At 63.8% G+C, this 14,567-nt stretch carries 12 protein-coding genes and 1 riboswitch; of the genes, 2 read left to right on the forward strand and 10 right to left on the reverse strand.

Translation table 11 applies throughout. The features are described 5' to 3' along the window. Nucleotide 1 precedes the first annotated feature (1 nt). From BUE39_RS05925 to BUE39_RS05940, 4 genes are all read right to left on the reverse strand, one after another. A complete protein-coding gene (locus BUE39_RS05925) occupies nt 2-919 on the reverse strand; it encodes an ABC transporter permease subunit (protein ID WP_073427917.1) in 918 nt (305 codons plus the stop codon). Nucleotides 920-1,007: 88 nt separating this feature from the next. Next, entirely contained in the window at nt 1,008-2,018 is a 1,011-nt protein-coding gene (locus BUE39_RS05930; protein ID WP_073427731.1) for an ABC transporter permease subunit, read from the reverse strand. Between the two features lie 126 nt (nt 2,019-2,144). Then, nucleotides 2,145-3,773, reverse strand: a complete 1,629-nt coding sequence (locus tag BUE39_RS05935; protein WP_073427732.1) for an ABC transporter substrate-binding protein — start codon at nt 3,771-3,773, stop codon at nt 2,145-2,147. A 196-nt stretch (nt 3,774-3,969) separates the two neighbouring features. Beyond that, nucleotides 3,970-5,607 (reverse strand): ABC transporter substrate-binding protein, encoded by a 1,638-nt coding sequence (locus tag BUE39_RS05940; RefSeq protein ID WP_073427733.1) that lies wholly within the window; start codon nt 5,605-5,607, stop codon nt 3,970-3,972. Nucleotides 5,608-5,705: 98 nt separating this feature from the next. Between BUE39_RS05940 and BUE39_RS34790 the strand changes: the two genes are divergently transcribed. After that, complete coding sequence (locus BUE39_RS34790; RefSeq protein ID WP_159442543.1) at nt 5,706-5,846, forward strand: hypothetical protein; 141 nt, start codon at nt 5,706-5,708, stop codon at nt 5,844-5,846. 48 nt (nt 5,847-5,894) lie between these two features. Here the strand turns inward: BUE39_RS34790 and metF are convergent, their stop codons facing one another. From metF to BUE39_RS05960, 4 genes are all read right to left on the reverse strand, one after another. Continuing rightward, complete coding sequence (gene metF / locus BUE39_RS05945; RefSeq protein ID WP_073427734.1) at nt 5,895-6,725, reverse strand: methylenetetrahydrofolate reductase [NAD(P)H]; 831 nt, start codon at nt 6,723-6,725, stop codon at nt 5,895-5,897. Between the two features lie 11 nt (nt 6,726-6,736). Beyond that, complete coding sequence (locus tag BUE39_RS05950) at nt 6,737-7,090, reverse strand: phage holin family protein (RefSeq protein ID WP_073427735.1); 354 nt, start codon at nt 7,088-7,090, stop codon at nt 6,737-6,739. 117 nt (nt 7,091-7,207) lie between these two features. Continuing rightward, on the reverse strand, nt 7,208-8,629 hold the full coding sequence (ahcY, locus tag BUE39_RS05955) for an adenosylhomocysteinase (protein ID WP_073427736.1): 1,422 nt from the start codon (nt 8,627-8,629) through the stop codon (nt 7,208-7,210). A 33-nt stretch (nt 8,630-8,662) separates the two neighbouring features. Further along, nucleotides 8,663-8,797, reverse strand: a riboswitch (S-adenosyl-L-homocysteine riboswitch). Between the two features lie 150 nt (nt 8,798-8,947). Next, a complete protein-coding gene (locus BUE39_RS05960; protein WP_073427737.1) occupies nt 8,948-9,730 on the reverse strand; it encodes a glycosyltransferase family 2 protein in 783 nt (260 codons plus the stop codon). A 168-nt stretch (nt 9,731-9,898) separates the two neighbouring features. Here BUE39_RS05960 and BUE39_RS05965 point away from each other — a divergent pair, with 168 nt between their 5' ends. After that, entirely contained in the window at nt 9,899-10,888 is a 990-nt protein-coding gene (locus tag BUE39_RS05965) for a LysR family transcriptional regulator (RefSeq protein ID WP_073427738.1), read from the forward strand. Between the two features lie 57 nt (nt 10,889-10,945). Here BUE39_RS05965 and BUE39_RS05970 read toward each other — a convergent pair whose 3' ends face one another. Further along, entirely contained in the window at nt 10,946-12,640 is a 1,695-nt protein-coding gene (locus tag BUE39_RS05970; RefSeq protein ID WP_073427739.1) for an OmpA family protein, read from the reverse strand. A 173-nt stretch (nt 12,641-12,813) separates the two neighbouring features. Further along, nucleotides 12,814-14,451 (reverse strand): GMC family oxidoreductase, encoded by a 1,638-nt coding sequence (locus BUE39_RS05975; RefSeq protein ID WP_073427740.1) that lies wholly within the window; start codon nt 14,449-14,451, stop codon nt 12,814-12,816. Nucleotides 14,452-14,567 lie beyond the last annotated feature (116 nt).

Here is a 14,567-nt window from a genome sequence, read left to right on the forward strand (position 1 = left end):
TTCAGGCCATCCGTTTCAGTTTGGGATCGAGTGCGTCGCGCAGCCCGTCGCCGAGCAGATTGATCGCGAGCACCGAGATCAGGATGGAGAGGCCCGGCATCGTGACGATCCACCAGGCGCTGTCGATGTAATCGCGCGCCGAGGCGAGCATCGCGCCCCACTCCGCTGAAGGCGGCTGCACGCCGAGACCGAGGAAGCCGAGCGCGGCCGCATCGAGAATCGCCGACGAAAAGCCGAGCGTGGCCTGCACGATCAGCGGCGCGGTGCAGTTCGGCAACACCTGCGAGAACATCAGGCGCAGCGTGCCGGCGCCCGCGACGCGCGAAGCCGTCACGTATTCCTTCTGCAACTCGCCTTGCGCGGAAGCGCGCGTCAGGCGCACATAACCCGGCAACGCGACGATCGCGATCGCCAGCATCGTGTTGACGAGACCCGGACCGATGATCGCCACCACCGCGACGGCCAGCAGCAGCGACGGCAACGCGAGCAGCACGTCCATGATGCGCATGATCGGCGTATCGGCCCACTTCTCGAAGAACGCCGCGATCAGGCCGAGCACCACGCCCGGAATCAGCGCGAGCACGACCGAGACGAAGCCGATCCAGAACGACAGACGCGCGCCGTACATCAGGCGCGAGAGGATGTCGCGGCCCGCTTCGTCGGTGCCGAGAATGAACTTCCAGTTGCCACCTTCGAGCCATGCGGGCGGAATCTTGACGAAGTCGCGATATTGTTCGATCGGGCTATGCGGCGCGATCAAGGGCGCGAAGATCGCGACGAAAATCAGCACCAGCACGACGATGCCGGCGCTGACCGCGCCGCGGTTGCGCGAGAAATTCGCCCAGAATTCGCGGGCCGCGATCGCGCGGCCGCTGGGCGGCGTGACCGCTGTGGGGACTGTGTTTTGAATGTCTGCCATGGTCATGCCTCCCGCCGAGCCGCCTCAAGGGAGGCATGCGCCCCCTTGGGGGGCAGCGAACGCAAGTGAGCGTGGGGGTTCATATTCTTTACCTCGTATGGCGAATGCGCGGGTTCAACACGCCGTACAACAGATCGACGACGAGGTTCACGACGATCACGAGCGTAGCGATCATCAGGATACCGCCCTGCACCACCGGATAATCGCGCCGGCCGATCGCGTCGATCAGCCATTTGCCGATGCCCGGCCACGAAAACAGTGTCTCGGTCAGCACCGCGCCCGCGAGCAGCGTGCCGACCTGCAAGCCGATCACCGTCACCACCGGAATCAGCGCATTGCGCAACGCATGCACGACGATCACGCGCCCAGGCGGCAAGCCCTTCGCCCGCGCGGTGCGGATGTAGTCCTCGCGCAGCACTTCGAGCATCGACGAGCGCGTCATGCGCGCGACCACCGCCAGCGGAATCGTGCCGAGCACGATGGCGGGCAGGATCAGATGGCTCAGCGCGGATTTGAACGCGCCTTCGTCGGTGGACATCATCGCGTCGATCAGCATGAAGCCGGTCACGTGCGGAATGTCGTATTCGACCGCGATGCGGCCCGACACCGGCGTCCAGCCGAGCTTCACCGAGAACACCATGATGAGGATCAAGCCCCACCAGAAAATCGGCATCGAGTAGCCGGTCAGGGCCGTGCCCATCACGCCGTGATCGACCACCGTGCCGCGCCGCAACGCCGCGAACACGCCCGCCGGCAGGCCGACGATCAGCGCGAACAGCATCGCGCAGATCGACAGTTCGACGGTGGCGGGAAAGCGTGCGAGGAATTCGCCCATCACGCTGGTATTGGTGATGATCGAGGTGCCGAGGTCGCCGTGCAGCGCGCGGCCGATGTAGTGGATGTATTGCATGGGCAGCGGCTCGTCGAGCCCCAGCCGGTGCATCGCGGCGGCGTGCATGGCCGGATCGACGCCGCGCTCGCCCATCATCACTTCGATGGGATCGCCCGGTATCAGGTGAATCAGCGCGAACGCAAGGATCGTGATGCCGATGAACGTCGGTATCACCATGCCGATGCGGCGCAAAACAAAGCGGAACATGGTTCGTCCCTATGGTCTTGATGAAGAAAAAACGCAACCGGCGACGAGGGCTTGTGACCCCGGCCGCCGGACCATTTCGACCAGTTTTCTAACCGTGCGAAAAGCTACTGCGTAGGCTTGACTCTATTACTTGACGCTCACGCCGTCGAAGCGCGCATAACCGAGCGGCTCGATGCGCATGTCGACCACCTTCTTGCTGACGGGCTGGTACACGGTCGAGTGAGCGATCGGCGAGAACGGCAGTTGCTGCGCGAAGATCTGCTGCGCCTGCGTGTAAGCCGTGGTGCGCGCGCCCTGATCGGACGTGACGCGGCCCTTCTGGATCAGATCGTCGAACGGCTTGTGGCACCACTTCGAGAAGTTGTTGCCGTTCACCGCATCGCAGCCGAGCAGCGTGCCGAGCCAGTTGTCCGGATCGCCATTGTCGCCGGTCCAGCCGATCAGCATCGTGTCGTCTTCACCCGCATGCGCGCGCTTGATGTACTCGCCCCACTCATACGTGACGATCTTCGCCTTCACGCCGATCTTGGCCCAGTCGGCCTGGATCATTTCCGCCATCAGGCGGGCGTTCGGGTTGTACGCGCGCTGCACCGGCATCGCCCACAGCGTGAGCTCGAAGCCGTTCGGATAGCCCGCCTTCGCGAGCAGGGCCTTGGCCTTCGCCGTGTCGAACGACGCGGCCTTCAGGTTCTTGTCATACGACCATTGAGTCGGCGGCATCGGGTTCGTCGCGGCCTGGCCTGCGCCTTGATACACCGAGTCGATGATCGCCTTCTTGTTAATCGCCATGTCGAGCGCCTGGCGCACCTCGACCTTGTCCACCGGCTTGTGCGACACGTTGTACGCGAGATAGCCGAGATTGAAGCCCGGCTGCGACGGCATCGCAATGTTCGCTTCGGCCTTCAGCGGCGCGATGTCGGCCGGACGCGGATAGCTCATCACCTGGCATTCGTCGCGCTTGATCTTCTGCACGCGCACGCCGGCGTCCGGCGTGATCGAGAAGATCAGCTTGGAGATCTTGACGGTGTTCGGCTTCCAGTAATCGGGATTGCCGTCGAAGCGGATCGTCGCGTCTTTCGTGTAGCTGCGGAAGATGAACGGGCCTGTGCCGACCGGGAACTGGTTGATGTCGGCCGCCTTGCCGGCCTTCAGCAACTGATCGCCGTATTCGCTGGAGAGAATCGACGCATATTCCATCGCCATGTTCTGGATGAACGGCGCGTTGACTTCCTTCAGCGTGAACTTGACCGTGTACGGATCGACCTTCTCGACGCTGGTGATCAGCTTGTCGAGGCCCATGTCCGTGAAGTACGGAAACTGCACGGGGTACGCCTTGCGGAACGGCTGGTTCGTATCCAGCATGCGCTGGAACGTGAACACGACGTCGTCCGCATTGAATTCTCGCGTGGGCTTGAAGAACGACGTGGTCTGGAACTTCACGCCGTGGCGCAGATGGAACGTATAGGTCTTGCCGTCCGCCGAGACATCCCACTTTTCGGCGAGACCGGGTTCGACCTTGGTGCCGCCGCGTTCGAATTCGACGAGGCGGTTGTAGACCGTGAACGTGTTAGCCGTGAAATCGGTGCCCGTGGTGTATTGGGCCGGATCGAAACCCGCAGGGCTGCCTTCTGAGCAGTAAACCAGGGTTTTGTTCGGAATCTCAGCGCGCGCAACGCTTGCGCCTAGCATCGATGCCGCTGCGGCAGCGACGAGCGTCGTAACACGCGCGGCGCGCAACAGATTGTTTTGCTTCATGTTTCCTCCAGGTTCGGGGCCGGCTGTCGCCGGCGTAGCGCGATATTACTTGAGCTTGGCTCACAGCAACAAGCGGACGAAATTTCCTGGGTAGACGATCGGAAACCCAATGAGGCATACGCGTAGCCGCACGCCGGCGCTGGCCGGAGCGTGCGGCTTTAGAGGGCGGGCTCGACAGAAAGCGGCCCGCGGGCGGTCATTTCAGGCCGACGTTCATGAATTGCGTCGGGCCGAACGGGTCGATCTTGAAGCCCGTCACGTTCTTGCTGATCGGCTGATGGACCGTGGAGTGGGCAATCGGCGTGAACGGCACCTGGTCCTTGAAGACCTCCTGGGCTTCCGTATAGGCCTTCGTGCGTTCGGCCAGATCGGTCGTGCCGCGGCCTTTTCTGATCAGGTCGTCGTAAGGCTTGTAGCACCATTTGGAAAAATTGCTGCCGTTGACCGCATCGCAGCCGAGCAGAACCCCGAGCCAGTTGTCGGGATCGCCGTAGTCGCCGGTCCATCCGATCAGCATCGCTTCGTGCTCGCCGGAATGGCCGCGGCGAATGTACTCGCCCCATTCGTAGGTGGCGATCTTCACCTTCACGCCGATCTTCGCCCAATCGGCTTGCAGCATTTCCGCCATGAGCCGCGCGTTGGGGTTGTACGGCCGCTGAACCGGCATGGCCCACAGCGTCAGGTCGAAGCCGTCGGGATAGCCCGCCTGCTTGAGCAGCGCTTTCGCTTTGTCGACGTCGTAAGGCGCGTCCTTCAGATTCTTGTCGTAGCCCCATTGCGTCGGCGGCATGGGGTTGGTCGCCGCCTGGCCGGCGCCCTGGTAGACCGAGTCGATGATCGCTTTCTTGTTGATCGACATATCGAGCGCACGGCGCACCAGCAGATTGTCGAGCGGCTTTTTGGTGTTGTTGTAGGCGATGTAGCCCAGGTTGAAGCCCACCTGGCTCGGCATGGCGAGCGATGCGTCGGCTTTCACCGCCGGGATATCGGCGGGCCGCGGATACGCCATCACCTGGCATTCGCCGCGTTTCAGTTTTTGCAGACGCACCGCCGGGTCCACCGTGATCGCGAATATCAGCTTGCTGACTCTCACGACGCCCGGTTTCCAGTAATCGGGATTGCCGTCGAAGCGGATCGAGTCGTCCTTCGTATAGCTGCGGAAAATGAACGGGCCGGTGCCGACCGGATACTGGTTGATGTCCGACGCCTTACCCGCCTTCAACAACTGATCGCCATATTCGGCCGAGAGAATCGACGCGAACGGCATCGCGATCTGCTGCAAAAACGGCGCATCGACTTCCTTCAGCGTGAAGCGCACGGTGTACGGATCGAGCTTCTCGACCTTCGTGATGTTCCTGGCGAGCCCGAGATCGGAGAAATACGGGAACGGCACCGGGTACGCCTTGCGGAACGGCTGTTCGGGATCGAGCATCCGCTGATAGGTGAAGACGACGTCGTCCGCGTTGAATTCGCGGGTCGGCTTGAAGAACGTCGTGGTCTGAAACTTCACGCCGCGCCGCAGATGGAAGGTGTAGGTCAGGCCGTCGGGCGACACATCCCATTTATCGGCGAGGCCCGGCTCGATATCGGTGCTGCCGTGCGCGAACTCGATCAACCGGTTGTAGACGGTGTACGAGCCCGCGCTGAACTCGACGCTGGTGGTGTATTGCGCGGTGTCGAAGCCCGCGGGACTGCCCTCGGAGCAGAACACGAGCGTTTTGTCGGGCAAGGTGGCGGCGCCCGCGGGCGCGAGGCCGGCAGAGAGCACCGCGCAGGCGCTCAACGCGGGAAGGCAGATATGGCGAACTGCAAACAGCAACCTGGATACTGTCATCACGTTCTCCGCACGGCAGCCACGTCAGCTGCGCCTCGATCATAGACAGCACAAAAAACGGCTTCAATGCGGGCTTACGTGTTGCAAGGTGAGACGGAATGGATCGCTTTGTGACGCGTCGCGCGGATTTGCGAGTCGAGCATTCCGGCGGCGTTGCCGTTGGCGGCGACGCTGCCCCGCCACGGATTTCCGTGCGCGCCATTTCTTTCGACGCAAAAAAAAACCGCGCGGCCGGGTAGGCCGCGCGGTTTTCATCCATCAAATCGGCGCCGGGACTTCCAGGCGTCTTACACGCCCAGCCGTTCGCAGATCGCCTTGGTCGCCGCGGCGCCGTTCAGCGTGTAGAAGTGCAGGCCCGGCACCTTGGCGTCGATCAGACGCCGGCACAGGTCCGTCACCACGTCGAGACCGAACGCGCGGATCGCCTCGCGGTCGTCGCCGAAGCTCTCCAGCCGGCGCGCGACCCAGCGCGGCACTTCCGCGCCGCACATCTCCGAGAAACGCATCAACTGCGAGAAGTTCGTGATCGGCATGATGCCGGGCACGATCGGCACGTCGACGCCGAGCTTCCTGGCGTCGTCGACGAAACGGAAGTACGCGTCCGCGTTGAAGAAGTACTGCGTGATCGCCGAATTGGCGCCGGCCTTCACCTTGCGGGCGAAGTTCGCCAGATCGTGATCGGGCGAGCGCGACTGCGGATGGTACTCCGGGTAGCCGGCCACCTCGATCCAGAACCAGTCGCCGAATTCGGCGCGGATAAAGCTCACCAGTTCCGACGCATAGCGCAATTCGCCGACCGCGCCCATGCCGGACGGCAGATCGCCGCGCAGCGCGACGATATGGCGGATGCCATGCGCGCGGTACTCATTGAGGATCGCGCGCAGGCTCTCTTTCGAGGAGCCGATGCACGACAGGTGCGGCGCCGCTTCGAGGCCTTCCTTCGCCATATCGACGACGGTATCGAGCGTGCCCTGTTGCGTCGAGCCGCCGGCGCCGAACGTGACGGACACGAACTTCGGCTTGAGCAACGCGAGCTGCGTGCGCGTGGCGCGCAGCTTGTCGACGCCTTCCTGCGTTTTCGGCGGGAAGAATTCGAATGAAAGTTCGATCGGGTTCATGGTTCAGTCAATCAACCGAGACTGCGGTTGCCGAAAATAAGTGCGGACAGCAGCCATGAAACGATGCTGTACAGAATCGAGCCGAAGAACGCCGACCAGAAACCCGACACCTCGAAGCCCTTCAGCAGCGACGCGCCCAGCCAGAAGCACAGCGCATTGACCACCAGAATGAAGATTCCGAGCGTGAGGATCGTGACGGGCAGCGTTAGCAGGATCAGCACCGGCCGCAGAATCGTATTGATCAATCCGAGCACCACCGCGACGATCAATGCGGTGCCGAAACTGCGGATATGAATCGACGGAACGAGGTAGGTGATGATCAGCAGCGCAAGCGCGTTGATCAGCCAGGTCAGCAGCACGGTCATGTAGAGCTCCTTGCAGGCAGGATGTCCATTGAACGGGAAGGCGGGCATGGTGAACGAGGCGGCGCATCGTGCGCCGCCTCGTGCTTAAACCGTCATGCTTTCAGACCGCCCGCATCTTTAATAGCGGTAGTGGTTCGGCTTGAACGGGCCGTTCTTGTCGACGCCGATATAACCGGCCTGCGCGTCGGAGAGCACCGTGAGGTTCGCGCCGATGCGCGCCAGATGCAGGCGCGCCACCTTCTCGTCCAGATGCTTCGGCAGCACGTACACCTTGTTCTCGTACTTGTCGCCTTGCGTGAACAGTTCGATCTGCGCGAGCGTCTGGTTCGTGAACGAGTTCGACATCACGAACGACGGGTGGCCGGTCGCGCAACCGAGGTTCACCAGACGGCCTTCGGCCAGCAGAATCACGCGCTTGCCGTCCGGGAAAATGATGTGGTCGACTTGCGGCTTGATGTTGTCCCACTGGTACTGGCGGGTCGACGCCACGTCGATTTCCGAATCGAAGTGACCGATGTTGCAGACGATCGCGTTGTGGCGCATCGCCTTCATGTGATCGTGGTTGATCACGTGGTAATTGCCGGTGGCCGTCACGAAGATGTCGGCCTTGTCCGCCGCGTATTCCATCGTCACGACGCGGTAGCCTTCCATCGCCGCTTGCAGCGCGCAGATCGGATCGATTTCGGTGACCCACACCGTCGCGCCCAGGCCGCGCAGCGATTGCGCGCAGCCCTTGCCCACGTCGCCGTAACCGGCCACCACCGCGATCTTGCCCGCGATCATCACGTCGGTGGCGCGCTTGATGCCGTCCACCAGCGACTCGCGGCAGCCATACAGGTTGTCGAATTTCGACTTGGTGACCGAGTCGTTCACGTTGATGGCCGGGAACGGCAGGCGGCCTTCCTTTTCCATCTGATACAGACGGTGCACGCCGGTGGTGGTTTCTTCCGTCACGCCCTTGATGTGCGCGAGGCGCGTGGAGTACCACGTCGGGTCCGCGTCCAGATGACGTTCGATCGACTTGTACAGCGCGACTTCTTCCTCGTTGGTCGGCTTGGCGATCACCGAGCGGTCTTTCTCCGCCTTCGAGCCGAGGATCAGCAGCAACGTGGCGTCGCCGCCGTCGTCGAGGATCATGTTGGCGAATTCGCCGTTCGGCCATTCGAAAATGCGGTGCGAGAATTCCCAGTATTCGTCGAGCGACTCGCCCTTGAACGCGAACACCGGCGTGCCGGCCTTGGCGATCGCGGCGGCGGCGTGGTCCTGCGTCGAGAAGATGTTGCACGATGCCCAGCGCACGTCGGCGCCGAGCGCGGTCAGCGTTTCGATCAGCACGCCGGTCTGGATGGTCATGTGTAGCGAACCCGCGATGCGCGCGCCCTTCAGCGGCTGCTGCGCCTTGTATTCTTCGCGCGTTTGCACGAGGCCGGGCATTTCCGTCTCGGCAATGTTCAGTTCCTTGCGACCCCAGTCGGCAAGCGACATGTCGGCAACGATGTAATCCTGGGAAGCTTGGGAATCGATAACTGCGGCGTTCATCACGCCCTCCTTTCTAAGAAATTGACTAGAAATTTGACGTGAGCGCGGTTCGATGCGGTGGATCGGAACGCGCGATGCGCATCCGACCCTTCCGATTGAAGCCTTCGAGCCTGGCGGGCGGCCGGCGAATGCAGATTCGCGGTACCCGTCGCAACGCTCCTCGAAGACGAACGGCGATTGTAGCAAATCGAGATGGCTTCGGGGCGTGGATCGGGTATGCGAGCGGGTTGTTTTCCGGATACGGAAAACCGCTGCGGGGAACAGCTGGGCGGGCGTCCCCGTGATGTGTGGGCGTTGCGCGGCCGAGCGGCCTGCGCGTTATACAGCGGGCGCGGCGGGCTCCTGCGCCATGTTCGCCGTTCGCAGTTGCGCGATGCCAGCGCGCGCGGTCTCGACAAACTGCCTCGAATACCTGAACGCATCGGCGACGTCGGCGGGATGCACGGTGGCCAGCCCGAGCGCGATGCGGAAGTAGCGCTCGGCGTGGATGCCCGCGTGGTAATGCATGCGCACGCGCTTCGCATCGTCGAGGCGGCGATTGCCGAAAATGTCGCGCAGCGCCCATGAAAACGCGCCGTCTTCGCCGCCCCGAACGCGAAACGCGTCGTCCATTGGGAAACCGCCGAGCGCGGCGTAGGCCGCGCGGCGAATGATCAGGCTGCTCGGCACCGTATTGCTGAGCGTCGCGGCGTGTTTGGCGAAATCGGCATGGCCGGTGATGTCGGCTGGAAAACCGGTGTATTCGACGTCGAGCCGCACGGACACTTCTGTCGGGTTCTTCGCGAGAAACGAGCTTGCCGCGGCAAGCGCGCCGGGCAGGTATTCGTCGTCGGCGTCGAGGAAGGCGAGCAGATCGTGCGAAGCATGCAGCGCGCCCCAGTTGCGCGCCCGCGCGGGGCCGCCGTTTTGAGGCATCCGCAACAGGCCCACGCGCGGATCGAGGCTGCCGCACTCGGCCACGATGTCGGCCGACGCGTCGGTCGAACCGTCGTCGACGACGATGATCTGCGCGACTTCGGGCTGAATCTGGCCGCTGCGCAGCGCACGGACAACCGTCGCGGCGCCGTTGTAGCAGGGAATGATGATCGAAATGGGCTTCATGATGAGGACCTGCGCCAGGGCGCCGACGGTGGAAAGCCGCCAATCTTATCCGCGCTGAAACGGCAAGCATCCTGAAAAGCCGCGCGGCCCCCGCGCGCGCTGCCGCATAAATATGGTGACTTACAATCATGCCGGTCATTCCAATCTGGAATTCTGGAGCCGGAGATCGTGGAACTACGTGCGCTGCGTTATTTCGTCGAAGTGGTACGCCAACAGAGCTTCACCGTGGCAGCCGAGCAGATGTTCGTGACGCAGCCAACCATCAGCAAGATGGTCAAGTCGCTGGAGGACGAAATCGGCTCTCCGCTGCTGTTGCGTGACGGCCGTCAGATGGTGCTGACCGACGCCGGCCGGATCGTCTACCAGCGCGGCCAGGACGTGCTGGCGGCGCACGCGCAATTGCAGGCCGAACTGAACGATCTCGACACGCTCGGCCGCGGCGAACTCACCATCGGCATTCCGCCGATGGGCGGTTCGCTTTTCACGCCCACCATCGCCGCGTTCCGCCAACGCTACCCGAAAATCGACCTCAAGCTGTTCGAGCAAGGCTCGCGCGCGATCGAAACGGCGCTGATCAACGGTGAACTGGAACTGGGCGGCGTGCTGCAGCCGGTCGACCCCGAAAACATCGACGTGCTGCCGATCACGCACCAGTTGCTATGGCTCGTCGCGCGCACCGGCTCGCGCTGGGACGATCTGCACGAGGTGCCGCTCGCCCAACTCGCCAACGAGCCGTTCGTGTTCTACGGCGAGAGCCTCGCGCTCAACGACGTGGTGTTGAATGCCTGCCGCGCGGCCGGCTTTGCGCCGACCATCGTCGGACGCAGCGGGCATTGGGATTTCATGGCGGCACTGGTGCTGGCCGGCGTCGGCATCGCGCTGCTGCCTGCGCCCTATTGCCGGCGGCTCGACGCCGCGCAGTTCACCTGCCGGCCGGTCGTGGAACCGGAAATTCCGTGGGAAATGGCGATCGGCTGGCGCCGCAACGGCTATCTGTCGCACGCCGCGCGCGCGTGGCTCGAGGTGGCGCGCGAGACGCTGCCGGGCCAGGCCGGCGATGATTTCATGCTGGGGCCGGGTATCGCGATCAAGGGAATCACGGGGATCACGGACATCGCAGGCATTACCGCGCCCGCTCCGACACCGCCCGTCAAATGAAAAATGCCGCCCGGCGCGAGCCGGGCGGCATGGCACAAACGCTCGATAAAGGCGCGCTTACTGCTGCGCGACGAACTCGATGCGGCGGTTGGCGAAACGGCCGCTCGCCGTATCGTTGCTCGCGACCGGACGCGCATCGCCGTAACCCTGCGCGATCAGCGAATCAGCCGGCACGCCAGCCTTGACGAGATACGCGCGGATGGCCTGGGCTCGCTTCTTCGAGAGTTGCAGATTGGCTTGCTCGCCGCCCACGTTGTCCGAATAGCCGGCCACTTCGAGCTTGACCGCCTTGCCGTTGCGCGCGCATGCAGCAAGCACCTGCGCGGACTGGTTCAAATCCTCCCGCGCCGAAGCCGGCACCTGATTGCTGGCGTTCGCGAAGTTGATCACTTGCAGATTCAGCACCTTCACGATGTCCGCTGACGCGCATGCGTTGTCCGGAGCCAGCAGCCCCTTGATCGCGCCGCGGAAGCTTTCCGTTGCGTTGGCGACGGCCTGCTCGACGTTGAACGACCCGATCTGATACGACGCGCCGAACAGCGACTTCAGCTTATCGAGCCAGCCGAGCTTCGCGTTGGCCGCGCTGCCGCTCAGTTCGATGCGCGTGCCGTCCACTTTCGCTTCCGCGCCCGGCAGGGCCATCAGCGGCAAGAGGCCTTCGAGACGCGCGAGCCAGTCGGCCGGCTTGGTGTCCGCATCGATCGCGACGTTCGCGACGAAGTTGTTCGCGCCGAGACGCTGCGTCAGCGCGTCGATGAACTGCTTGCGTTCCGCTTCGCTGCCGAGCGTTGCGGTGAGGGTCGGCTTGCCGGCGGCGTCGACGGTGAAGCTGAGCTGACTGTCCCTGGTCGGCACGGGCGCGGCGGCCGCTTGCTCCACGGCGCTGGCGGCACTGGCGGCACTCGCCGCAGGGGCGGCGCTGGCCGCGGCCGAGGCAGGCTGTGCAGCCGCCGCGGCGTCCGCATTGGCGCGCGTGGCGCTTTGCTCGCCTTGACACCCGCGCAGGAACAGGAAAGCCAGCACCGCCGCAATGGCCGCGAGCAGCCACCACAACCAACCGCGCGAGCGGCGCTCTTCGCGCACCACCGCGTCGGCGGGCACCTGGACCGTTGCCTGGCTGGGGTGCCCTGGCTTGGCCGCGGGCGTGGGATGGTCGACGTGAGACGAAACCGCTTTCAACTGCGCCAGCACGCTGCCGGCGAAACCGCCAAGCCCGCCCAAACCGAGCGCGGCCATGAGGCTGTCGTTCAGATGCGGCGCAATGAGCGGCAATTGATGACCCAACAGCGTGGGCAACTGGCCGACATTGCCGCGCGCTTCGAGGAAATGCCGCTTGAGCACGCCGAGCACCGTTGCGCCGACGATGCCGGTCAGCGCATGCGTGGCGTGCGCCGGCACGCCGGTTTGCGTGGCGACCTCGTCGCTGAGGGCATCGACGCGGCGTTCCAGCACGCGTTCGAGCAACTGACGCCCCGCGCCTTCGAGCTGGCTCACGCCGCCGGTGCTGCCGAGCAATTGCGGCAGTTGTTCGGCAATGTGCCCGTTCACCTCGGGCGAGAGAATCGTGGCGAACAGCGACCGCGCGCCTTCCAGCGTCGCTCCCTTTTGCATCAGGCCGGCGACCACTGCCGGAGCAAGGGTGGCAAACACCTTCCGCGTCGCCTCCGGCGGCAGTCCGAGACGGGATCCCAGTTGCTGCACGACCCCGTCCGTCAGCGCGGACTGAATCAGCTGAATCACATTGATGCTCATCGCTTCACTTCCTCGAATTTCCCGAGCGCGCCACCTGACGCGCTCCTCTTTTGGCGGCGCGATTATAGGTTCGGGAAAATCTCATAAAAGAAGCAGCACAATTTATGACGAATAGACCGACGTTCGACTAATTTCTCCTATGTTTGAACGTTGGATCTCAAGCGAACCCGCACTCAGGCGGCATTCGCCGACGACGCCGCCAACAGCGTTTCTCCTTCTCGACGAGCCGCCGCAATCAGGTCGGCTGCGCGCTCGCCGATCATCACGGTCGGCGCGTTGGTGTTGCCGCCGATCAGCGTCGGCATCACCGATGCATCCACGATCCGCAGCCCCGTCACGCCGCGCACGCGCAACTGCGGATCGACCACCGAGCGCGCATCGCCGCCCATCCGGCAGGTCGCCACCGGGTGATAGATCGTGTCCGCGTGCTCGGCGATGGTCCGGCGCAATTCGTCCTCGGCTTGGCCGGCATGCGTATAGAGTTCCCTGCCGCCGTGCAGCGCGAGCGATGGCGCATCGAGAATGCGCCGCGCCATCCGTGTGCCTTCCACCAGCAGATCGAGGTCGCGCGAATCGCTGAAGAAACGCGGATCGATCACCGGCGCCACGCGCGCGTCGGCGCTCGCGAGCGTCACGCTGCCGCGGCTCTTCGGCCGCAGGACGCACACGTGCAGCGAATAGCCATGACCCCAATGCATATGGCGGTTGTGATCGTCGACCAGCGCGGCGCAAAAATGCAGTTGCAGGTCGGGGCGCGCGAGCGTCGGACGGCTCCTTAGAAAGCCGCCTGCCTCGGCCACATTGCTCGACAACATGCCGCGCCCGTGGCGCATGAAGGTGACGAACTGCGGCAGCAATCGCGCGATGCCGCGAATCGAATAGCCGGTCGGCTCGATCGACGCAACCCGTTTGTTGATCGTGAAATCGACGTGGTCGATCAGGTTCTGGCCGACCTCGGGCGCATCGTGCAGCACCGCGATGCCGAGCGCTTGCAGATGCGCTGGAGGCCCGATGCCCGAGCACATCAGCAGTTGCGGCGAATTGAATGCGCCCGCCGCCAGCACCACCTCGGCGCGTGCCTCCAGCGTTTCGATGTGACCGCCGCGCACGACCTCGACGCCGCTCGCGCGCTTGCCGTCGAACACGACGCGCAGCACCGTCGCGTCGGCGATCGTATGGAGATTGGGGCGCGCGCGATCGTAGATATACGCGCGCGCCACGCTGCAGCGGCGACCGTCGCGCTGCGTCACCTGATAGAAGCCGATGCCTTCCTGGTCCGCGCCGTTGAAATCGCTATTCGCCTTGTAGCCGGCTTCGATGGCGGCCTGCACGAAGCGCTTCGAAAACGGATTCCGGTAGCGCAGGTCGGACACCGTCAGCGGACCGCCAGCGCCGTGCCATGCATCGGCGCCGCGCTCGTTGTCCTCGGCGCGGCGGAAATAAGGCAGCACCTCCGCCCACGACCAGCCCTCGCAGCCCAGTTGCGCCCATTCGTCGTAATCGAGCGGATGGCCGCGCGTATAGATCATCGCGTTGATCGCACTCGATCCGCCGAAGCCGCGCCCACGCGGCTGATAGCCTTGCCGTCCGCCGAGTCCCGCTTGCGGCGTGGTCAGATACCCATAGTTGGTCTTGAGCTTGTTCGGCACCACCACCGCCACGCCCACCGGCATGTTGACGAACAGATTGCGCTGCGTGTGCGGGCCGGCTTCGATCAGCGCGATCGTCGCGTCGGGGCAGTGGTCGGCGAGACGGCTCGCCAGCGAGCAACCGCCCGAGCCTGCACCGACGATGAGGTAGTCGTATTGCATCCTCTCCTCCTGGTGGGTCCGCGTTGCTCGCGAATCCTGTCATCCTGTCTCGTGCCGATCGGCGTTAGCGCTTTAGCGGTTACTTCGATCCCATGCAATTTATTGCGGCACACTTG

The sequence above is a fragment of the Paraburkholderia terricola genome (assembly GCF_900142195.1).
Lineage (GTDB): Bacteria > Pseudomonadota > Gammaproteobacteria > Burkholderiales > Burkholderiaceae > Paraburkholderia > Paraburkholderia terricola.

What these genes read in the sequence shown, in the direction of transcription:
- BUE39_RS05925 (WP_073427917.1), bottom strand. Translation starts at nt 919, where the DNA reads ATGGCAGACATTCAAAACACAGTCCCCACAGCGGTCACGCCGCCCAGC.
- BUE39_RS05930 (WP_073427731.1), bottom strand. Translation starts at nt 2,018, where the DNA reads ATGTTCCGCTTTGTTTTGCGCCGCATCGGCATGGTGATACCGACGTTC.
- BUE39_RS05935 (WP_073427732.1), bottom strand. Translation starts at nt 3,773, where the DNA reads ATGAAGCAAAACAATCTGTTGCGCGCCGCGCGTGTTACGACGCTCGTC.
- BUE39_RS05940 (WP_073427733.1), bottom strand. Translation starts at nt 5,607, where the DNA reads ATGACAGTATCCAGGTTGCTGTTTGCAGTTCGCCATATCTGCCTTCCC.
- BUE39_RS34790 (WP_159442543.1), top strand. Translation starts at nt 5,706, where the DNA reads ATGGATCGCTTTGTGACGCGTCGCGCGGATTTGCGAGTCGAGCATTCC.
- metF (WP_073427734.1), bottom strand. Translation starts at nt 6,725, where the DNA reads ATGAACCCGATCGAACTTTCATTCGAATTCTTCCCGCCGAAAACGCAG.
- BUE39_RS05950 (WP_073427735.1), bottom strand. Translation starts at nt 7,090, where the DNA reads ATGACCGTGCTGCTGACCTGGCTGATCAACGCGCTTGCGCTGCTGATC.
- ahcY (WP_073427736.1), bottom strand. Translation starts at nt 8,629, where the DNA reads ATGAACGCCGCAGTTATCGATTCCCAAGCTTCCCAGGATTACATCGTT.
- BUE39_RS05960 (WP_073427737.1), bottom strand. Translation starts at nt 9,730, where the DNA reads ATGAAGCCCATTTCGATCATCATTCCCTGCTACAACGGCGCCGCGACG.
- BUE39_RS05970 (WP_073427739.1), bottom strand. Translation starts at nt 12,640, where the DNA reads ATGAGCATCAATGTGATTCAGCTGATTCAGTCCGCGCTGACGGACGGG.
- BUE39_RS05975 (WP_073427740.1), bottom strand. Translation starts at nt 14,451, where the DNA reads ATGCAATACGACTACCTCATCGTCGGTGCAGGCTCGGGCGGTTGCTCG.